We start from the raw sequence: 21,572 nt of genomic DNA, 5'->3' as shown, positions 1-21,572 counted from the left end.
CACGTTTAGCATTTGGTTTTTCTATCTATTAATAAGAGTTGCTTGAGTTTTTTATGCATAACACTCAGATTTTATGTGTGAATTTCGCTATTTGTATCATCGTCAAGTATGATGGCAACATTAGCGATAGGTCGTCAAAACCATAGCATTAAAATAGTACGGATGGGTGCGCACATTGTCCGTCAAAACCTATCACTGATTTATTACGTTATATTTTATAATAACGGTTTATTTTATTTTGTATATTTCTAATATCGAGAGCTTGTCATGACAGATTCTGCTACGTCTCATCACCATACTGACCTCATTCATCAAGCTGAGACGGATCTTCAACTACCAAATGTAAAAGCCACATCACTAGTGATAGGTATCGTCGCAGGTGAAGTATCTGGTGATAGCTTAGGCGCAGATTTTATGCGGCAAATGAATAATCTACGTGATGATATTGTCTGGGTGGGCGTAGGCGGTACAAAGATGCAAGCACAAGGGTTACAGAGTATTTTCCCATTAGAGCGACTAGCAGTGATGGGGCTGGTAGAAGTGATGTCGCAGCTACCAGATTTGCTCAAAGCGCGCCGTGAGCTACTGAGTGCATTTAAAGCCGCTAGTATTGATTGGTTCGTCGGTATCGATGCGCCCGATTTTAATTTACGAGTATCCAAAAAACTAAAGCCCCAAGGCGTGTTCTGTGTGCAGTACGTCAGTCCATCTATCTGGGCATGGCGCGAGTCACGTATTCATAATATTAAAGCGGCGACCAATCTAGTGCTATGCCTATTCCCGTTTGAGTTGCCAGTTTACAAGCGACATAACCATCCGGCGATCTGTGTGGGCCATCCATTACTACGAACCATTGATCAGACGTTGATTGATATACCAATCAATCAACGTCGTAGTGAGTTGGTCTGGCACAATGATGGACTGCAGCAGTTTTTTATTGAACGCTTTGATGATGTGAGTCAGCTTATTTGTGTGATGCCAGGCTCTAGGCGCGGTGAAATTACGGCTATTTTGCCATTGATGCTTGATGGTATTCAAAAGTTAATCCTATTAGATCCTAAGCTGTGCTTCATCATTCCAACGGTCGATCAAAACCATCAATATATCGTACAAGAGGTTATCGACCAACGCTCAGAGCAGCTGCGTGCAGCAATTGTAGTGGTCTACGATGATACCCAGCCAGAATTTAGCCAACATGCCATGGCGGCATCAGACATCGTGATGCTGGCATCTGGGACAGCAACGCTGGAGGCAATGTTGCTTGAACGGCCGATGGTAGTGGTCTATCAATTAAATCAGCTGACTTATCAAATTGCCAAGCGTCTGGTAAAAGTACCGTATGTGGCATTGCCTAATATATTGGCTAATGCGCCAATTGTACCTGAGCTGATTCAAGAGCAGGCGAGCGGTGACAATATTTGCCGAACCGTCATGCGTTTGCTGCAACCACGCGCTTATGCCGAGCAATTACACGATTTATTAGTGACAAAGCAGTCGTTACAACAGCAAAGTAACCATGAGCCTGCAAACAGTGTGATTGAGCAATGGTTTATCCAAAATACGACTAACGTCAATCCTAATTAAATGAAAAAGACCGTCTAATATTATGCATATTCAACACAGTACAGAAAGAGCAGTTCAAAAAATTGACATCAAGATTGAACACATTGATGTCAAAGGGCAATATGTTCAGCTAGCCACGCCCATACACTTATGTGGGCAAATCAATACCTCTGAGTTGCTAAATGAGTATTTGGCTAATAATGGCCAAAAGACAAATCAATCAATACTACAGATTGGCGTTGATGAAGCAGGACGTGGACCATTATTAGGTAGCGTTAATGTGGCAGCGGCAATATTACCGGCGACTTGGTCAGGATTAATTGAAGAACAACCGCTCAAAGAAACGCCGTTGTCGATACTGACAGATTCCAAAAAACTGAGTGAAAAAAAGCGAGATATCCTTTATCCATTGGTTCAGGAACATGCTATTGGCTATATCATTGCTGATATACCAGCCGCAGTGATTGACCAAGTAAATATTCTACAAGCAACAATGCTCGGTATGCGCTTGTGTACTGAGTCATTATTAGACGTGATTTTTGCAAATTTCTTGATAGCTGGAAATGATAAAAGTATGTCGCTCGATCAATTGAAAGTTGAAGTACTGTTTGATGGAAATCGTTGTCCTGACCTGAATTATAATAGCTTTAACAAACTAGAGGTAGCGTCATCTGCGATTGACTGCCAAGCGTGGGTAAAAGGGGATGCGCGCCATACTAGTATCGCTGCAGCCAGTATATTGGCAAAAGTAAGTCGTGACCAAACTATGTATGCACTGGATGCTCAATATCCAGAATACAACATTGCCAAACATAAAGGTTATCCGACGCGCGCGCACATGGAGGCAATTGAAAAACATGGGGTCTTGCCAACGCATAGACGTAGTTTTGCACCAGTGAGAAAAGCTTTAGACGTACAGTAGCTATAAACAAGTGACTGTATAGCAGATACCAAAAAAGAGTGATTTATAGATGGTTTGTCTTCCTTAAAAATAGTCTAAGCCTAGTATTGATTTATAAATCTAAAAAAAACCTGTTACTTGCAATCAGCGAGTAACAGGTTTTTTACAAAATAATCAGCAAAAGTTCATTTTCTATAATACAATAGATATTTATAGAAATAAAACACTGTCAAATCAGTTACTAACAATCCTTTAGCTGGTTTTTATTCTCATTGCTTTTCACAAACAGGTTATTATTTTATAGGATGGGCGATGACTTCTTATACTTCTCAAAAAAATATTGCGGCAGTGCTATTCTTGACGATGTTTCTTAGCGCTTGTGGAGGCGGTGACGATTCTGATAGTGGCTCTACGTCTGCTAATACACCAGACAGTTCACAAAATGATGAAGCTGCCAAGCCGACAACATCAGAACCTATTATTTCTGCTCCGATTATAGCGACACCTACTAGTCAGGGTGACGAGCCAAGCGATGGTATTCCTAACGCTGGTGGTAATGGGTCAGCTGATAACAATATACAAGCAGCATTAGGTGCGAATAATCAGTTTAGTCTAGCAAGAACCAGCTGTGGTCTAAACGGTCTATCCGTTGATACAGAACTAGACGATCTGGCTATTCAGCACGCGAACTATATAAAGTATGTATTTGCGAACAGCTCACCAATTAGTTTTAATGCGCACTTCGAAAATGAAATAACTAATATTGCTAGTGCGACAGGCACCAAAAACCCTTTTTTCAGTGGATTAGATCTGGCAGATCGATTGATCAATGCGGACTATGGCAACTCGCAATATGGTGTTACGGAAAATATTGCCCAGTCTGTCTATTATAGTTCGGCGGGCAATTTTTCTAATACAGAGGTCGTAGCAAGTTCTATGGCAAAGTCGTTGTTGTCAGCACCGTATCACCTGCGTTCTTTGATGTTGCCAACCTCAGACGTAGTAGGAACAGGTATGGTGACCTATACACCTAATGGCAAAAGTGCGACTAACAATAAAGGCTATGTTTTAGTCAGCAATGCTGCAGCGACCAAAACCACGGCAAATAAAACGCTTGAAGGTGTTTTTACGTACCCATGTCAAGATGTAAGCGGGACAGTCACAGCGCTGTATAACGAAACACCAAATCCAGTCAGAGGCTCTGGACGCAATTTACGTACTGATCCTATCGGACAGCCAGTTTATATCAATATGCCATCCGCTGATAAAGTTAAGATCAACAACGTCAAATTTCATGATGTGCAGCGCAATATAGATGTACCGATTCAACTGCTTGATTTTGACAATGATCCGTACGAAGGTACGAATTACGCACTACCAACGAATGAAGCATTTATTTTGCCATTAACTGATGCACTCAAAAGCTGTGAGTCAGGTAGTAATAAAGGTGGCAATTGTGGACTTCATGGTAATAGTAAATATAAGGTCAGTTTTGATATTTTGGTGGACGATAAAACATTAGAGCAGCAGTCATTTACGTTTACCACTGGTAAGGTAAATTACTAATAAGTGTCTAATACATTCTAACTCTCTATCGTAAAAAAAAGGTCTGAACCAGTAATATGATTCAGCCCTTATTTTTATGTGATAATTTTTTGTGTAATAACTTTGACTATCTTCATGTAATATGAGAAATGTATTCTAAAACGATGAGTTAGGCTGTTTTAAAAAGCTCTTTTCATCTTCGGTTGAGATACGATTCAATATATCATTACGATGTGGGTAACGACCAAATTGATCGATAATTTGTTTATGACGATGTTCAAAATCTAGCGTATTGGCATCATCCAATTGTTCAAACAATGGCAAATAACGCTTATGAATCATGGCTGACTCGGAATGCATGAACGGTATGATAATAAATCTACGCCATTGCATCGGTAGAGTATCAAAATAAGGCTGTTGAATGGCTTCTTGCGCCAGTGCTAAGGCCATACCATCTTGCGCAAATGCACTTGCTTGTCCACGACATAAATTGCGTGAAAACTGATCGAGCACAATAATTTCTGCTAAGCGTCCTGCCAATGCTGTTATCGAACTATTACCATCCAACGAAGACTCTGCGATACGCCAAGTGACACATTCGCCTTGTTTGGCTTCGTGCCAAATACTGCCAAACTTATCTTGTATCTGCTTATCAAAACGATCGTTTTGTTCAAACCAATAAGCTTCATTGCTTTTATCAAACCAAAAATCCAGCACGGCGCGCGCATCAGGATCTAGATACGTCAAATCTATGTTTTCAGGATCCAATTGTGATGAATGAGATTGACTGGCTGAGGTGGAATAATCGGTTGAAAGTGACATAAGATATTCTAATTATAATGAATTTAGTCTACTATAGCGCAAATATTTATATCTGTCTGTCAAGATACCAACAGCAGGGTTTCTATTAGGTAATCTATTATGAATGCAAAAAATCTAGAGAATTCTACCAACGCATCATTGCCACCAACGCCTTACTATGTGCTTGATGAAGCGGCCATCGTTGCCAATATGAAAATCATCGCTAGGCTATGTGAGTTGTCTGATGCAAAAGCATTGCTAGCACTAAAATGCTTTGCCACATGGGGTGTTTTCGATGTGATGCAGCCTTATCTGCATGGTACGACTTCGTCTTCACTGAACGAAGTCAGATTGGGCTATGAAACCTTTGGTAATAACGATGATGCCAATAGCAGCGATAAAAAAGAAACCCATGCTTATAGCGTTGCCTATAGTGCAGATGAAATCCCTGAAGTATTGAACTATGCGGATAAAATCATCTTTAACTCCATCTCTCAGCTTAACGCTTTTAGCGCGCAAGCCGCCGCGCAAAATATACCCGTAGGTCTACGACTCAACCCTAAGACCAGCAACTCATCGTTTTTAATTGCTGATCCTGCGCGTCCCTTTAGCCGTCTGGGTGAGCACGATAAAGAGAAAATTGCAGCGGTACTTGGTGATATCACTGGCGTCATGATTCATAACAACTGCGAAAATGATAGCTTTGAAGCCTTTAGCGAAAGCTTGGCTGATATCGAAGAAAGATTTGGTGATGTATTAGCACAGCTTGAGTGGGTGAGCTTGGGCGGTGGCATTCACTTTATCGCGCCTGATTATCCACTAGAGAAGCTCGCTGACAGATTAAAATCATTTAGTGAAACCTATGGCGTGCAAGTGTACCTTGAGCCGGGAGAAGCCAGTATTCATGGCGCAGGCACGTTGGTGACCACCGTGTTAGATACCATGCATAATGAAAAAAACCTAGCAGTCGTTGATGCTTCTATCGAAGCGCATATGCTGGATTTATTGATTTATCGTGAGTCCGCACCGATTGCTGCGATTAACCATACCGCTACCAATATCGCGCCGATAGGTAATCCTGCGGAAGCCGTACCTTCTAAAGCTAATGCTGAATCGGCAGGCAATACTATTATTTATGGTCGCTCTTGCTTAGCAGGCGATATCTTTGGTGAATATGATTTGCCAGATAATTTACAGATAGGCGATCAGATTAGCTTTGGTAATGCAGCTGGTTATACGATGGTAAAGAAAAACTGGTTCAATGGTGTTAACATGCCAGCGATTGTCATTCGCCGTTTGGATGGCAGTATCGATATCCAGCGCGAATTTGACTATCAAGACTATAAAGCCAGCTTGTCTTAACGCGATATTTTCATGTCTTTTCTACATTAAAAAACAAAGGCTTAGTCTCAATAATGGGTGATTTAAAGGTATCTGCTATTGATACATTATTTTTTACCGATAAAGGAATAAAAATTGTTATAATCGCCTCGGGCAAATAACGGAGTATTGTTTGCCCGACGGGTGCGTGGGTTTTCCTCGGTCTTCCTTTTTAATTCACGCATATCATTCACTCGTTTCTGTTTTGCATAGCCACTATCGATGGTATCGACAGGGACCCAAAGGAGGATTGTTCATTGAACACAAACCAACAAGCTAAGTCCAACAAAAAAGACGTACTGATCATCGGAGCAGGCGGTGTCGCTCAAGTAGTCGCGCATAAATGTGCAATGCACAACGATGTGCTTGGTGAGATTCATATCGCCTCGCGTACCAAAGACAAATGTGATGCCATCGCCCAAAGCGTAAAAGAAAAAGACAGCTTTAAGCAAGCTGCGGTCTTGCACACGCATCAAGTCGATGCCATGGATAGCCAAGCACTTGTGCAGCTAATACAAGACACTGAAATTCAAATACTTATTAATGTTGGCTCGGCATTTATCAATATGACCGTACTAGAAGCCTGCATTGAGACGGGTACTGCCTACATAGATACGGCCATTCATGAAGATCCACACAAGATTTGTGAGACACCGCCGTGGTACAACAACTATGAGTGGCAACGCAAAGACCGCTGTGCAGACAACAATGTTACTGCTATTTTAGGTGCAGGGTTTGATCCTGGTATGGTCAACGCTTATGCGCGTCTTGGCTATGACATGATGGATGCAGGATCTGTGACTGATATTGACATCATCGATATCAATGCAGGTAGCCATGGCAAATACTTTGCGACCAACTTTGACCCAGAGATTAATTTCCGTGAGTTCACTGGTACGGTTTACTCTTGGCAAGATAGCAAGTGGCAGTCCAACAAAATGTTTGAAGTCAAACGTACGGACGATTTACCAGTGGTTGGTGAACAAAATAGCTACTTAAGCGGTCATGACGAGATCCACTCATTATCAGCCAATCTAGATGTACCAAACATTCGCTTTTGGATGGGCTTTGGTGAGCACTACATTAATGTCTTCACTGTGCTACAAAGTTTAGGGTTGCTGTCTGAGCAGCCAGTAATGACTGCTGAAGGTCAAGAAGTAGTACCGCTAAAAGTCGTCAAAGCAGTATTACCAGATCCAAGCTCGCTTGCACCGAACTATACGGGCAAGACCTGCATTGGTGACAAAGTCAAAGGCAAGATCAATGGCGTTGAGACTGAAGTATTTATCTACAATGTCTCAGATCATAAAGATGCGTACAATGAAGTTGGTAGCCAAGGTATCTCTTATACCGCAGGTGTACCACCTGTTGCTGCTGCTATGTTGGTTGCGACTGGCGAATGGGATGCTGGTAAAATGGTTAACGTTGAAGAACTAGATGCTAAACCATTGATCAATCTGTTGAATAAGATTGGTTTGCCAACTCGTATCAAAGATGAGAATGGTGATAGAGCGCTTGAGTTTGATATTTAATTAGTCGTCGTATCTGTTCTCAAGCCCATCTGACTTTAATTAAGTCAGGTGGGCTTTTTTCGTTTTTACATGCTCGAAACTAAGAAAAGATGAATTATTGTTAGTTCATTAAGTGTTATAGGGTTTAAATGATAATGATTTTCAATATCATTTATAGGAAAAGTACGCTAGTATTGCACCTTTGTATCATTTGCTAGACATCTTGTAACGGTGGAGGTTAGAGGTTTGTCAGTAAATAAAGTTAGGAGCAGTGGATGACATACGCACGATTTTTCTCTAAAAAATGGGTTACAGCAGGATTCACTTGTTTGTTATATTCGACGTCATTTTCGGCATTTGGTTTGGAGACAGCGATGTTAACGATTGAAAGTCCTCTAGAAGGTGAACTAAATCATCCTAGCAGTGAAAAAAATAATACCAAACCTCAGCCACTGGATATCAATGTTCCTTGCGAGACGGGTGACTATTTGACTGGGTATGTAGAGAGTAGTGATGTGATGACGATGGATGTCATAGATGCTACAGGAACAGTATCGCGCCGTTTAATTGATCATAAGAGTGGTAAGCAAAATTTTTATTTAGTGGCAGAAAACTGCGATGCGACATGGCGCTTGTCCGGATCAGGTGCATACCAAGTAGTGCTTGAGCAACGTATCAGTTTAGAAGAACAGAATTTAGAAAGTGCTTTAGAAAGCTCTGACACGTTACTCAGTCCAAAAGTAACAGCATTACGTGAGTCGCTGACAAAAGGACAGAGTAGCGATAGTTTTTGGGCGGATGTAGAGGTATTAGGCACACCGCTCGTTGAAGATACTGCTGCTGGTACTGTGATGACGTTCTTGGCGCAGGGCAGTTACGACAACGTAAAACTTTTAGGCGCACCTTCTAACAATCACGAGTCGCTACAACAGCTAGCTGATTCTGATGTTTGGTATAAGAGTTTTGTGGTGCCAAAAGATACCCATTTTTCTTATCAGATAGCGTTTAATGTGCCTCAACCACCAGAATCTGGATTTGCACGTAGAGTAGCGATAAGAGCTGTGGCTCAAGCTGATCCCTATAATCACCATCCATGGCCTCGTTCAGCAATTGACAAGTACACAACCAAATCTACTGTTACCTTAGAAGGCGTGCCAAAAAGGCCTTGGGTAGATGTGCAAAAAGAAACCCCTAAAGGCGAGTTGTCTACTTTTAAATTTACCAGTGCGACATTAGGCAATACCCGTGACATTACTGTTTATACGCCTTCTATAAATAGTAATACAGCAGGGGATGAAGTGTTGTTGTATATCTTTGATGCTGAGTCTTATATCGATACAGTGGAGCTACCAACGATATTGGATAATCTGATTATAGAAGGCAAAATCCCACCAGTAACAGCGGTATTTATTAGCAATCCTGATAGAGATGCTCGTGCGCGTGAGTTACCTGCCAATCCAGTATTTGCAGATGTCATGGCTAATGAGTTGGTGCCACAGGTAAATAAAAAACTACCGAGAGCGATACCAAAAGATAGAACGGTGATTGCAGGGTCTAGCTATGGTGGATTGGCTGCGACGACGATTGCGCTACGTCATCCTGTTATATTTGGCAACGTCATTTCTATGTCTGGGTCTTATTGGTGGAAGCCAAAGGAGCAAACAGCAGATGATAAGCACTTTGTGGCGTCTGAAGTTATCAGAATGGATAAAGTACCTGTTCGGTTATTTTTGAGTGCTGGCGTGTTTGAAACGGCTCGTGGTGATAGTAGTAGCAACGGTATATTGGGAACCAATCGTCATCTACGTGATGTGCTGTTGGCAAAAGGATATGACACTCGTTATGAAGAGTATGGTGCAGGGCATGATTACTTTTCTTGGCGAGGAATTATCGGGGATGGCTTGATATCGCTTTTTGGGTCTGAGGAAGAGAAGTAATATCTATGTCTTATATAATCTAGCGGCTATGGCAGGATAGCCGCTACTGTCAGGGCTAGCGGTGATATTATGTTATTGTTGTTACCTACTGCGATTAACTACTTTCGAATGAGCTTTTTTTGAATGAGCTTTAACTTGCAGGTTTGAAAAATAGCTCATCAATTTATACTTACGTCTGCTATTAATGAAAAAGGAAGCATTTCTATGGCAATTAAAGGAAGCTGTTTATGTCGAAAAATTATTTATGAAGTGGATTCCTTGGATATGCCTATTGTTCACTGTCATTGTCATACTTGCCGTAAAGCTCATGCAGCAGCATTTGCCACAGTAGCAGGTATTCAACGTGATAATTTTCGTTGGCTCAGAGGAGAGGAGTTTATTTCTACCTATGAATCATCAGCAGGAAAATTCCGTCACTTCTGTAAGTGTTGTGGTTCTCATTTAATGGCTCAAAGACCTGCACAGTCACATATTGTTCTTCGTGTGGCAACATTGGATGATGACCCTAAAATAAAACCTGAATCTCATATTTGGATGTCACACGATCTGCCGTGGCTTGAATATGAAGATATGGAGCAGTACTCAGAAGGTCAGTGAGCTATTTATAATTAGCTTAATATTTGTTGTTTATAATAGTTCTGAATAACAAATAGTATTTCATAATAGTAGTTTTAGTAGGCTGAACTCTGTGTGGCAGTGCACAAAGAGTCTGGTTATCTCTATTTACTAGAATTATATTCTCGCAACGCCGCAATACGGTCATCCAGCGTTGGGTGTGAGCGGAATAGGTTTGCAATACTAAAGCCTTGCGTTTGTCCTGACGAGATTGCAAACGCTTTCATACTCTCAGGCATTTGGTCGGGGCGCTGTGCAGAGGGGCGAAGCGCATCAAGCGCACTGATCATTTTTTCGCGGCTAGCAAGTTTTGCGCCCATTTGATCCGCATGAAACTCACGTAAACGTGAAAACCACATCACGATGGCAGACGCCAAAAACCCAAGCAGAATATCCATCACAATACTGGTAATGAAATAGCCAATACCTGGGCGATCACTGGTGTTTTTAAACACAGCACGGTCCACGAAATTACCGACAATACGAGCAAAGAACATCACAAACGCATTGACTACCCCTTGAATGAGGGCTAAGGTTACCATGTCGCCATTGGCTACATGACCAATCTCGTGTGCCAATACGGCCTCGACTTCCTCTTGATTCATATTCTGTAGTAGACCAGACGATACCGCCACCAGCGCTTTGTTCTTATTCCAACCAGTCGCAAAAGCATTTGGCTGAGAATTATTAAAAATACCGACTTCAGGCATACCGATACTTACCGATTTTGCTTGTTTGGCTACCGTATCGACCAGCCATTGCTCAGTAGCGTTACGTGGGGATTCTATGACGACCGTACCGGTTGATCTCTTAGCCATCCACTTTGACAAAAATAGCGATATCATCGAGCCAACCATACCGTAGATGCCGCACATAATGGCAAGGCTAACATAATTAAGTCCGCCTGCCGTATGTACACCACCAATGCCAAAAAACCTCGATAAAATACCAAACACAATGCTAAATACCACAATCACTGCTAAGTTGGTCAACAAAAATAATCCAATGCGCATCATGACGCGAACTTCCTATGTAAAGTGTCGGTATGGCCTCGATAGAGCACTCTCTAAGAGGTTTGTTTGCTATAGTTGTATTTAAATTATATTGAACGGATGCCACTGCTGTAAACTAAGAGTCAAAACAGCGTATAGCGATTAATTTTATTATAAACTGAAGTGATTATTATGGCGAACCGTAGTTATTTGTTTTGTATTCAACTAACACTATTCCCGAAGCAAATCAAAATGATAGCAGCCGTGTGTTAACTGGCATATCAGAATATAACTATGATATTCCAATTGTCTTTAAGGTGTTACTCTCTGGTAATCCGCAAGCCTGTCTATCATTGATTTGGGATAACCCTGAAAAGATTGCTCTTATTGGAGATTATGCCAGCGGTGTGCAAAATCTTGAAGCATTTTTAGCAGCTATTACGCTACCTGCTGCTCAGGCTCCAATTACAGAAGCGCTTGAGTTCTTAAGAATGCCAGAGAACCAAAATCAGTATTTTATTTTAGAGTGTGGCGAGATTTTTTTCTATGAGTGAGACGCCAATAGAAGCGCAAAATCTGGCACTGCTCAATCAAGTACAGAATCTGCAGCCTGAGATAGAGGCGGCATATCAGTCACTGTTGCCACCTGCCAAAGTCATGAACGAACAACCAAGACCTATTGGCTTATTGGCAAAACTGTTTGGCCGCCGTCCAACACCCGCGAAGGCATTGTCTGCGAATAAATTAGACTAAGCTATCTTTAGTCTTGCTCTGGGGCTTTGGTCGAATATTTTGTACTTTGATTTTTCTGAACATGACCAAGGTTAAGCATTTAAAAAATGCAAAAATATTATGAATAGGTTTGAAAATATTTGCTTGTTAGCATGCTGCGTTTAATACAACCACAATACTTAATAGAAATAAAAAAGGCCTAATCATGAACGCTCTAGAGCTCAAAATCCCACCTGTAGCGCAAGTTATTATTACAGCAGCTGTTATGTATGGTGCTTCTAAAACTATAGTTAGTTTACAGTTCGATTTTGATAGATCAAATACGCTGGCGATTGGTTTGAGTATTATAGGGTTATGCAGTGGGGTCATGGGTGTGGCTCAATTTAAAAAAGCACAAACCACCGTGAATCCGCATACGCCCGAAAAAGCTACAAACCTAGTGACAAATGGTATTTATCGATATACTCGCAACCCAATGTATTTAGGATTAGTGTTTATTCTATTAGGCTGGGCTTTTTATCTGTCTCATTTTTTACCATTTATACTAGTGCCTGTTTTTATGATTTATATGACGCGCTTTCAAATACAGCCAGAAGAAAAAATGATGGCACAAAAATTTGGTAGAGAATATCAGGCTTATCTATCTAGAGTACGCAGATGGATATAAAGCTTATAGAGTATTCAGTCGAGGTAGGGTGTTCGATTGTACGGCTATAATGATAGAGTACTGGTTTCTGATAACGCCGTATAATATTTAACAAGTTTTACCACTATTAAGGAATGTCGGGTAAGGAAGAGTAAGTTTTGACAGAATTAAAAACCTTTGGGCTGTTTGCGCTTACTGCATTGGCTGAGATTGCAGGGTGTTATCTGCCTTATCTATGGCTACGAGAAGGCAAATCAATCTGGCTGCTGATACCTGGTGCGCTTAGTCTGGTTGCGTTTGTCTGGCTGCTGTCGTTACATCCGACTGCTGCGGGTAGGGTCTATGCTGCATATGGTGGTGTGTATATATGTATGGCGATTTTATGGTTGTGGACGGTCAATGGCATACGACCAACCACATGGGATATATTGGGTTCAGTAGTTGCATTGTTAGGAATGGCGATTATTATGTTTGCACCGCGTGGAGCTTGATTAAAACCGAAGCTTAAGTCAAAACAGTATCTGGTTAAAAATGTAGTACTTATAAAAGCCGATGACCAATCAAAAAAATACCAACTAAACGGTTAGTACGGATAACTATAGGTTATCAGTTAATTCGTTCAATCAATCATTGTATTAATAAGTGCTTACTTACGGATACATAGCGATTTGCTATAATAGATCATAAACCGACTCATAAACGCGGTAAACTCTTATTTATTAACATTTAGCACCATAGTGCTTGCTGTTTTGGTCAAATTATTATGCGTATTCGTAAACTATTCAAATTTGAAAATGCTCATATCGTTCGTAACTGTAGCTCTGAGCGTTGTAAGCACTCGATTCATGGTCACAGTTATCAGATTGAGCTGATTTTAGAGGCCACTCGTTTAGACCATGGGCAAATGGTTTATGACTTTGGTCTGCTAAAATCTTCGATCAAAGATATTATTGATAGCTTTGATCATGCTATTTGCTTCTGGAACAAAGATGATCCTGAGTATGTCGCAGCGTGTAAGAAATTTAGCGCACGTTGGATAAGTTTGCCAGTTTCACCATCGGCAGAGCAGTTTTCACGAGTGATATTCTTTTGGGCGCAAGAAATACTGCGCCAGACACAAATGCAAAATGGTGAAGCAGATGTGTGCGTGTACTCAGTAATCGCCCATGAGACGGCGACAGGGTATGCACAGTGCTTTGCTGATGATGTCGCAAACGATCAAATGGGTAAATTGGTTTTAGAGGACTTTGAATTTAGTGAGCAAGTTCGCGCTGAGTGGACTGACTCCGAGCTGTATGCCAAGCTGATGGGCGGCGAAAGCTTTACAAATCCAACCGTGACCATGCAGGTACAAACAGAGCAAGTACAAGCAGGTTCAATCTGATGTGTGATGGTCAATCTATAGAAAACGGTAAATACTTAAAGACTCTGACCCTAGCGTCTGAGCAAGATACTCAATCATTGGCTGAGCAATTAGCTTTATTGCCACTTACAGGAAGTGTATGGCTGGCAGGTGACTTGGGGGCGGGCAAAACCACGTTGACGCGTTACTGGTTACAAGCGCTTGGTAATACAGGTGCAGTGAAAAGCCCAACCTATACCTTGGTTGAGCCTTATAGTATTCAGCAACAGGATGGGGGTGTTAAGCCAGTCTATCATGCAGATTTATATCGTCTGCAAGATCCTGAAGAGTTGTCTTTTATAGGATTCGATGAGTATTTGGATGAGCCTGAAGCCTTAGTCATTATTGAATGGGCGAGCCGGGCTGATAGCTATCTACCACCGCCCACGTTATTCATCGATATGACCCAAAATGCAAGCGATGACAATGGTAATGAAGCACGCCAAGTGCAGCTAAGATTATCAAAATCAGGTCAAGCACAAGCTTTGGACTTATCGCAGCTCACTATCTAAACTATATCAATTGTTACTCTTCTAAAATATGACATCTATCAATGCCAGATAATCATTCTAATACACGTATTAAAAAACTATCGCCGCTGCTAATTAATCAATTAGCAGCAGGTGAAGTGGTGACACGTCCATCAGCAGTGGTCAAAGAGTTACTCGAAAACGCCATTGATGCTGGTGCGACCAGCATTGAGGTTCGCATCACTCAAGGCGGTATGGGCTTGATTGAAGTGGTGGATAATGGGGTCGGTATTCATCCTGATGATATGATTATGGCGATTACTCGTCATGCGACTAGTAAGGTTGCCGATGTTGCTAATTTGCATGGTATTACGACGTTGGGTTTTCGCGGTGAAGCGTTAGCGGCGATGGCTGCTGTCTCGCGTTTGTCCCTAACCAGTAGTCATGATGAGAGTGGTATTGGTCGTCAATTACAAGTCGCTGGCGTATTAGATGATACACCGAAACTGTTACCAGTTGTGCATAACCGCGGTACAACGATCGTCGTAAAAGATCTGTATTTTAACGTACCTGCCCGCCGTGGCAATTTAAAATCTATTGCCACTGAGTTCGGTCATATCGAAACCATTGTTCGAGAAGTCGCACTGGCGCGTGCCGATGTTGCTTTGACACTTTTTCATGACAATAAACAGCGGCTATCATTATCTGCAAGTGCTACGAGTATTAGTGGTAACAATGACAGCCGCTTGCCACTGCCGCGTCTAGAACAAGCAACAGGTATGGCGTTGACAGACAATGCATTAGCAATATCGATAGATTTGTCGAGTCTGGTACAGTCGTCTGTAGAGTACGATGATAGTAATGTTAATCAAGCAGCAATTAGTGGTTGGTTATGGCCATTGCATTATGAAAAACCTGACTTACCAAAGCTGATTTATGTAAATGGTAGACTGGTAAAAGAAGCGTTGATTAGCAATCAAATACGTCAACTTGCACAAGGTGCACAGCTGGCAGGTATGGGGTACGCACTGTATTTTGATTTACCAACTCAATGGTTGAATATCAATGTACATCCATCTAAACAACGTATCAAAATCAGTCCATTGAATAATATTATGGCACATTTAGGCCATACGATTCGCTCTCAGTTGAAAACAGTCAATGCCCCCGTATCTGTACCAACGACAGACGCTGATAGTCAGTACATGTCTTCGGAACGAGCAAATAGTAATGCTTCTGAAGGTTATCCGTCTGAAATTCCTATGTCCAGTAGTCAGCCTACCAATGATCAAAGGCAGCATAATAAAGTAGAAGCTACTAGACAGTCTTATCAGTCCACTGCAAGTCAAATATCTTCAGGTAAGTCTTTATTGCAAGAATCAGTACAACCGTATGTTGGTGAGCAGGCAGGACAAAGTGATAGTAGTACTTCACATTCCTCTACTGGAGCAGCCAATTCGGCATCCTTGCCAATTTGCTTAGATATGGTCGATAGTATAGAAACTATTGATATTGACTCAAACGCAGATGATAAAAATCTACCTTGGCTGTTATTTTATCATCAAGGGCAGTGTTTACTGATAAGTGCTAAAGATTGGCAGTTTAAAGTAAGCCAGTTGTTTGCATCACTTACCTCTAATCAGCAAGTATTCAAAAAAGATGAATTGCCAAACAGCGCCATGGAGATTAATCAGCAACTGATAACGGTCAATATGCAAATGTCTGCGCAAGATTCAATGGTTTTTGCGAATGATCTTACTGAAATAATCACGAATTATGCTATCAAAGCGATGGATAGTCGCCGTTTAGTGAAGCTAATGCTTTCTTGACTATTTGAGAATAATGACAGCATTTAATAATAATTAAAATAACCGTTATACATATATTATGAAAGGCCACTTTATGCATCGTTCGTCTGACAGTCTGCCTCACAAACTGGCGGATAATAGTGTGGTTTGTCTCATGGCACCAACCGCTAGCGGCAAAACGTCACTGGCGTACGAGCTATACGATACTGGCCGCTTTGAGTTAATCTCAGTGGACTCAGCACTGATATACCGTGATATGAACATTGGTACAGCCAAGCCAACAGCGACTGAGCTGGCGCGTTACCCACATCACTTGGTCGATATTATTGATCCTACGCAAAGCTATAGCGTGGCTGAATTTGTTAGTGATGTTGCCCGTCTCATTGATAAGTGTCATAAAAAAGGAAAGATACCGTTATTAGTAGGCGGTACCATGATGTATTACATGGCGCTACTCGATGGATTGTCTCCTGTGCCTGATAGTGATGATAGTATACGGGCGCGAGTAGAAGAATGGCGTCAAGAGAAAGGTATTAGTGCTCTATATGATTACTTGGGTAGTGTAGATCCTACAAGCCATGAGCGTTTAAACGCTACTGATACTCAGCGTATCACGCGTGCGGTTGAAGTCTATCTGCAAACGGACACGCCAATAAGTGACTGGCAGCGCAAGCCAAAGCAAGCACTGGCACACAACCCAGAGCAGCAGTGGCATGCGCTATCGGTAATGCCAGATCGTCCATGGCTACATGATCGTATCGAACAACGCTTAGACATCATGTGGAATGAAGGGCTAGTGACTGAAGTCATTGATTTACTAAAAAAGTATCCGCTTACGCCTAATATGCCTTCGATGCGCTGTGTAGGTTACAGGCAAGTACTAGAATACTTGGTAAATACTGATCATCCGATATTTGATGAGACTCACCTGGACAAAAATCAATTTTATGAAGCTTTTGGAGCGCATACAGCTGTCAATGGAGAAAAAGAAACCCCAGATAATATGACTCAGTCGGCCGCTCAATCGGACATAGCCAAACAAGAGACCGAGGCGCTTGCTTGTCAGGAAATGCAAAATAAGGCATTATATGCTACAAGACAACTAGCGAAACGTCAGTACACATGGCTGCGAAAGGTAATGCAATTGCCTAATACATCGTCAAGTAAGATCTCGCAATCTGAAAACGAAGTTGATACTAGCAGTCGTATGATATTACAAACGTTTGAAACGATGGCCGAAGCACGAGAGTATTTATCTTAAAGTGTAATGATAGGTATCACAATTAGTTTCAAAAATCGGTATAAATAGCTGTTATAATTTAGCTCAATGAGTTGATTATTGTTATAACAGCCATTTATAAACTTTTGTATACAGAAAATATTGAGGAAACAACTAGTTACTTAATTATTTACAATAATAACGTATTCGCGATAAAGTGGAATCACTTAAGAGCAACGAGTATTTATTTAGATACGTTTTATAAAGAAAACACCTTATTGTATCTACCTTTTAGCCATTATAATTAAATTGACACTTAAAATGATTGGCACTCAAAACATAATTATATAATATTTAGGAGAGATTTCATGTCAAAAGGACAAACTTTACAAGATCCATTCTTGAATTCGCTGCGTAAAGATCGCATTCCTGTTTCTATTTTTCTGGTCAATGGTATTAAACTACAAGGCCAAATTGAATCATTTGATCAATATGTTGTTCTCCTGAAAAACACAGTGAGCCAAATGGTATATAAGCATGCCATTTCAACAGTAGTACCAGCACGTAACCCGCGTAGTAGTACGTCGACAGGTACCAGTGCTCAACCTCAAAGTGCAGCACCAACTGGATATCAAGGTGGTGGATTTGAACGTGGTGGCAACCCTGCTGCTAGTGGTTTCGAAGAGCGTGGCTTTGCATCGAATCGTAGTGGATTTAACCGTGGTGGTTTTAGCCAAGGTCAAGATCGTGGCTTTGAACGTGGTAGTTTTGGCCAAGGTCAAGAGCGTGGTTTTGAGCGTGGGGGTTTTGGTCAAGACCGTGGTTTTGATGCTACAGCAGATAATATAGGTTTTGAAGATAACCCAAATGATGGACCTAACGATAATAACAACTAATTCGTTGCGTTAACCGAGCATATTGTTTAGAGCCAAATTATTGAAGTATGATTTATCTGTTTAAAACCTGCTGATAATAGTGGGTTTTTTTTGTATAGATAGCAGTAAGCTGTTTATTGATTGTAAAATACTATATTAATGTAGACCATTACTAATATGAAACGTAGTGTAGTAAAATAAACTATTGATTCATTATAAAAATAGAGCGGATTCATGAGTGATACCAAAAACAACTTAACCCATGAGCAATTTATTACGACTGCTATTGAGGCGATTAATACTGAGATATCAGCGTTGGCATTGCTAACAGAGCAGATTGACGACAGGTTTGCACAGGCTTGCGACATCATTTTGACTTGTAAGGGTCGAGTAGTGGTCACGGGCATGGGTAAGTCTGGGCTAATTGGCCGCAAGATCGCAGCGACTTTCGCCTCAACCGGTACGCCTGCGTTTTTTATGCATCCTGGCGAAGCAGGTCATGGCGATTTGGGAATGCTTGTGAAAGGTGATGTACTGCTTGCTATTTCAAACTCAGGTGAGTCAGATGAAATCAAGATGCTACTGCCAGTTGTTAAACATCTAAATATTCCACTTATCAGTATCAGTCGCGACAAGCGCGGTATGCTACCACGAGCAGCTGACATTGTATTGACGCTTGGTCAGTCGCAAGAGGCTTGTCCGCTTAATCTAGCGCCTACTTCCAGTACGACGGCTACTTTAGCGCTTGGGGATGCGTTAGCAGTTGCTTTAGTACATGCACGCAATTTCACTTCTGAAGACTTTGCATTATCACATCCTGCTGGTGCTTTGGGCCGTCAGCTGTTGACGCGCGTCGAAGATTTAATGCATACCAAATCAGAAGATTTGCCCTTGATTCATCAGCAAGCCCCATTGCAACAAGCTTTGTTTACTATGTCTGCTGGTCGCTTGGGCATGACGGTAGTGACTGGTGATGACAACAAGGTCGTTGGTGTGTTCACAGATGGTGACTTGCGCCGAGGGTTGGAAAAAGGCATCGATTTACAAACGCCAATGCATGAAGTAATGGTCAGTAACCCACGCCATATCAGCAAAACGATGCGTGCGTCAGATGCGCTGAGTGTCATGAATGAGAATGCTATCAGTCAGTTATTGATTATTGATGATGAAGATCGTTTAGAAGCTATTATTACCGTGCATGATTTGCTGCAAGCTGGTGTGAAATAAGGTTTGTGAGTTAGTGTCGAAATAGTTAAGCTATATAGTATAACTCTTAGAAAATAAATATTAAAAAGAGATGAATGATGCAAGATTTAATACAGAAAGCCGGACAAGTAAAATTATTGGTCATGGATGTCGATGGTATTTTATCCAATGGTCAAATTATCTATGATGCTAATGGCGTTGAGACCAAAGCGTTTTCAGTACAGGACGGTGTGGGTGTTAAGTCTCTAGCGCGTTACGGTATTTTGACAGCCATTATTACGGGCCGTAGTAGTGCGATGGTAAATAAACGCGCAGCAGAAATGGGCGTCGACCATGTGGTGCAAGGACGTGACGATAAGTTAATCGCGCTAAATGAGCTGCTATCATCTCTAGATCCTACGCTTAATATTACTGCTGCCGATTGTGCTTACATGGGTGATGATTTACCAGATATTAAGGCGATGCAAACAGTAGGGTTTGCAGCAACGGTACCTAACGCGCATGCTGAAGTTATTCAGCGTAGCGACATGGTAACGACTCGTGCTGGCGGTACTGGGGCAGTGCGCGAAATATGTGATCTTATCCTAAAAGGTCATGGACATTATCAAGACTTTATCGCGCATTACACGCTTGATGAGGCACAAAATCAGGATAAACAGTCGTGAATACACGTGTCTTAATTATATTAGCCTTAATTATTGCTGGTATCGCGGGTTGGTTCTTTCAGCAGCAAGACGACGTAACGCCACCCGTCAATATTGAAACAACAGATGTCGATTACGAAGCCACCGATATCAAAGCTGTGCAGACGAATGAGCAAGGCGAAACCGAGTATGAGCTTACGGCTGAATCTTTGACCCATAATCCTGAGACCAATCAGGATGAAATGTCAGGCATTACTATGAATTGGGAACCATCTGAAGAGCAACGTTATCGCATTCAGGCAGGCAGTGCAGCGATCAGCCAACAGACAGGAGAATTTAGCTTATCAGGTGGATTTACACTAGTAAGCGAAGGCAACAAGGATACTCCTGATATTGAACCGATAAAAGTAACCGGTAGTACGCTAAAGGGTAATACGAAATCAGGTAAGGTGTATAGTGATGCACCTGTAAAGGTTGAACAAGGCATGAACCGGTTTGAAGCCTCTAGTATGACGGCTAATCTTGAGACGGGTGAGTATGAATTTGGCCAAGTTGCTGTTGCTTTTTCTCCATCTGAACGCCAAGATCAAGCATTATTTTAATTGAAACCTTTTCTATTCATTGTGTTAAAAATAGCGGCTAGCATAAAGTTTGCAAATCCTACCACCTATTATGAAATGAGTTATTTATATGAAACTTAAATTTTTGCCTACTTTACGCGCATCATCAGTCTGCTTGCATAAGTTACGTGCATTGCCAATGGTAATGTTGTTAGCGCTACCGCTTTATAGTCACGCACTGCCATCAGATTCCAATCAGCAGATTAAGTTGCTAGCGGATAAAGCCACTTATAGTGAGCGCACAGGTGTGACCAGTTATGCAGGTAATGTCATTATTACTCAAGGTACCTTTAAGATGACAGCCGACAACATTACGGTCAATCTTTCTCAGCAGCGTAGCATTAACTCAGCGGTAGCAACTGGCCGTCCCGCTACTATGCAGCAAATAGTCACGCAAGAAAAGGGCTTGGCAAAAGGTCAGGCTAATAAAATTGACTATAATGCGGTGTCTGGAATCATTACGCTAACTGGCAATGCTAAGCTGGTTCAGAACGGTGCAAGCTTTGCTGGTAATGTCATTCGTTATAGTCTAAAAGCAGGTGATGTCGAAGCGACTGCTGGTGGCAATCAGCGCGTTGAGTTGGTATTCCCGCCTAATAACGGCACAAACCAAAGCGGCGTACGTTAATCCAAATAAATAGATCACGAATCAATAAGTTTGTCCTTAGCAATGCTTAAGTTGTGTGAAAGTAAGAGTAATTTATG

22 protein-coding genes are annotated in these 21,572 nt (G+C 41.6%); 20 read left to right on the top strand and 2 right to left on the bottom strand.

Annotation, left to right across the window (positions count from 1 at the left end):
• Nucleotides 1-267: 267 nt before the first annotated feature.
• From lpxB to ACT3QQ_RS04055, 3 genes are all read left to right on the top strand, one after another.
• Nucleotides 268-1,584, top strand: coding sequence for a lipid-A-disaccharide synthase (gene lpxB / locus ACT3QQ_RS04065; protein WP_444527020.1), 1,317 nt, complete (start codon nt 268-270; stop codon nt 1,582-1,584).
• Nucleotides 1,585-1,606: 22 nt separating this feature from the next.
• Nucleotides 1,607-2,485 (top strand): ribonuclease HII, encoded by an 879-nt coding sequence (locus tag ACT3QQ_RS04060; protein ID WP_444527019.1) that lies wholly within the window; start codon nt 1,607-1,609, stop codon nt 2,483-2,485.
• 291 nt (nt 2,486-2,776) lie between these two features.
• A complete protein-coding gene (locus tag ACT3QQ_RS04055) occupies nt 2,777-4,030 on the top strand; it encodes a CAP domain-containing protein (RefSeq protein WP_444527018.1) in 1,254 nt (417 codons plus the stop codon).
• Nucleotides 4,031-4,165: 135 nt separating this feature from the next.
• Here the strand turns inward: ACT3QQ_RS04055 and ACT3QQ_RS04050 are convergent, their stop codons facing one another.
• The gene (locus ACT3QQ_RS04050; RefSeq protein WP_444527017.1) at nt 4,166-4,831 is read right to left on the bottom strand and encodes a DUF924 family protein; all 666 of its coding nucleotides are present in this window, start codon (nt 4,829-4,831) and stop codon (nt 4,166-4,168) included.
• A 99-nt stretch (nt 4,832-4,930) separates the two neighbouring features.
• Between ACT3QQ_RS04050 and ACT3QQ_RS04045 the strand changes: the two genes are divergently transcribed.
• From ACT3QQ_RS04045 to ACT3QQ_RS04030, 4 genes are all read left to right on the top strand, one after another.
• Nucleotides 4,931-6,172 carry a carboxynorspermidine decarboxylase gene (locus ACT3QQ_RS04045; protein ID WP_444527016.1) on the top strand — a complete coding sequence of 414 codons (1,242 nt, stop codon included), beginning with the start codon at nt 4,931-4,933 and terminating at the stop codon, nt 6,170-6,172.
• A gap of 275 nt (nt 6,173-6,447) precedes the next feature.
• Nucleotides 6,448-7,722 carry a saccharopine dehydrogenase NADP-binding domain-containing protein gene (locus tag ACT3QQ_RS04040; protein WP_444522700.1) on the top strand — a complete coding sequence of 425 codons (1,275 nt, stop codon included), beginning with the start codon at nt 6,448-6,450 and terminating at the stop codon, nt 7,720-7,722.
• 254 nt (nt 7,723-7,976) lie between these two features.
• Entirely contained in the window at nt 7,977-9,638 is a 1,662-nt protein-coding gene (locus ACT3QQ_RS04035; RefSeq protein WP_444527015.1) for an alpha/beta hydrolase, read from the top strand.
• Nucleotides 9,639-9,842: 204 nt separating this feature from the next.
• Nucleotides 9,843-10,235, top strand: a complete 393-nt coding sequence (locus ACT3QQ_RS04030; protein ID WP_444527014.1) for a GFA family protein — start codon at nt 9,843-9,845, stop codon at nt 10,233-10,235.
• A 122-nt stretch (nt 10,236-10,357) separates the two neighbouring features.
• Here ACT3QQ_RS04030 and htpX read toward each other — a convergent pair whose 3' ends face one another.
• On the bottom strand, nt 10,358-11,269 hold the full coding sequence (gene htpX / locus ACT3QQ_RS04025) for a protease HtpX (protein ID WP_444527013.1): 912 nt from the start codon (nt 11,267-11,269) through the stop codon (nt 10,358-10,360).
• A 191-nt stretch (nt 11,270-11,460) separates the two neighbouring features.
• Between htpX and ACT3QQ_RS04020 the strand changes: the two genes are divergently transcribed.
• The 13 genes from ACT3QQ_RS04020 (at nt 11,461) to lptA (ending at nt 21,495) form a co-directional block, all read left to right on the top strand.
• Nucleotides 11,461-11,799: a DUF7822 domain-containing protein gene (locus ACT3QQ_RS04020; RefSeq protein WP_444527012.1), complete on the top strand. Its 339-nt coding sequence runs from the start codon at nt 11,461-11,463 to the stop codon at nt 11,797-11,799.
• Nucleotides 11,792-11,998, top strand: coding sequence for a hypothetical protein (locus ACT3QQ_RS04015; RefSeq protein ID WP_444527011.1), 207 nt, complete (start codon nt 11,792-11,794; stop codon nt 11,996-11,998). Before ACT3QQ_RS04020 ends, ACT3QQ_RS04015 begins: the two co-directional genes overlap by 8 nt.
• A gap of 184 nt (nt 11,999-12,182) precedes the next feature.
• Nucleotides 12,183-12,644 carry a methyltransferase family protein gene (locus ACT3QQ_RS04010; protein ID WP_444527010.1) on the top strand — a complete coding sequence of 154 codons (462 nt, stop codon included), beginning with the start codon at nt 12,183-12,185 and terminating at the stop codon, nt 12,642-12,644.
• A 137-nt stretch (nt 12,645-12,781) separates the two neighbouring features.
• The gene (locus ACT3QQ_RS04005; protein ID WP_444527009.1) at nt 12,782-13,114 is read left to right on the top strand and encodes a YnfA family protein; all 333 of its coding nucleotides are present in this window, start codon (nt 12,782-12,784) and stop codon (nt 13,112-13,114) included.
• 272 nt (nt 13,115-13,386) lie between these two features.
• Entirely contained in the window at nt 13,387-14,007 is a 621-nt protein-coding gene (locus ACT3QQ_RS04000) for a 6-pyruvoyl trahydropterin synthase family protein (protein WP_444527008.1), read from the top strand.
• Nucleotides 14,007-14,537 carry a tRNA (adenosine(37)-N6)-threonylcarbamoyltransferase complex ATPase subunit type 1 TsaE gene (gene tsaE / locus ACT3QQ_RS03995; protein ID WP_444527007.1) on the top strand — a complete coding sequence of 177 codons (531 nt, stop codon included), beginning with the start codon at nt 14,007-14,009 and terminating at the stop codon, nt 14,535-14,537. Before ACT3QQ_RS04000 ends, tsaE begins: the two co-directional genes overlap by 1 nt.
• 41 nt (nt 14,538-14,578) lie before the next feature.
• The gene (gene mutL, locus ACT3QQ_RS03990; RefSeq protein ID WP_444527006.1) at nt 14,579-16,324 is read left to right on the top strand and encodes a DNA mismatch repair endonuclease MutL; all 1,746 of its coding nucleotides are present in this window, start codon (nt 14,579-14,581) and stop codon (nt 16,322-16,324) included.
• A 73-nt stretch (nt 16,325-16,397) separates the two neighbouring features.
• Nucleotides 16,398-17,564 carry a tRNA (adenosine(37)-N6)-dimethylallyltransferase MiaA gene (gene miaA, locus ACT3QQ_RS03985; RefSeq protein ID WP_444527005.1) on the top strand — a complete coding sequence of 389 codons (1,167 nt, stop codon included), beginning with the start codon at nt 16,398-16,400 and terminating at the stop codon, nt 17,562-17,564.
• A 326-nt stretch (nt 17,565-17,890) separates the two neighbouring features.
• Nucleotides 17,891-18,418 (top strand): RNA chaperone Hfq, encoded by a 528-nt coding sequence (hfq, locus tag ACT3QQ_RS03980; protein ID WP_444527004.1) that lies wholly within the window; start codon nt 17,891-17,893, stop codon nt 18,416-18,418.
• Nucleotides 18,419-18,631: 213 nt separating this feature from the next.
• Nucleotides 18,632-19,624, top strand: a complete 993-nt coding sequence (locus ACT3QQ_RS03975; RefSeq protein ID WP_444527003.1) for a KpsF/GutQ family sugar-phosphate isomerase — start codon at nt 18,632-18,634, stop codon at nt 19,622-19,624.
• Nucleotides 19,625-19,701: 77 nt separating this feature from the next.
• Entirely contained in the window at nt 19,702-20,268 is a 567-nt protein-coding gene (locus ACT3QQ_RS03970; protein WP_444527059.1) for a KdsC family phosphatase, read from the top strand.
• Entirely contained in the window at nt 20,265-20,849 is a 585-nt protein-coding gene (gene lptC, locus ACT3QQ_RS03965; RefSeq protein WP_444527002.1) for an LPS export ABC transporter periplasmic protein LptC, read from the top strand. Before ACT3QQ_RS03970 ends, lptC begins: the two co-directional genes overlap by 4 nt.
• Before the next feature lie 88 nt (nt 20,850-20,937).
• Nucleotides 20,938-21,495 carry a lipopolysaccharide transport periplasmic protein LptA gene (gene lptA, locus ACT3QQ_RS03960; protein WP_444527001.1) on the top strand — a complete coding sequence of 186 codons (558 nt, stop codon included), beginning with the start codon at nt 20,938-20,940 and terminating at the stop codon, nt 21,493-21,495.
• The last annotated feature ends 77 nt before the right edge of the window (nt 21,496-21,572 follow it).

This window comes from Psychrobacter sp. AOP7-A1-24 (genome assembly GCF_052376235.1).
Lineage (GTDB): Bacteria > Pseudomonadota > Gammaproteobacteria > Pseudomonadales > Moraxellaceae > Psychrobacter.
This window is presented reverse-complemented; position numbering and strand designations above follow the sequence as displayed.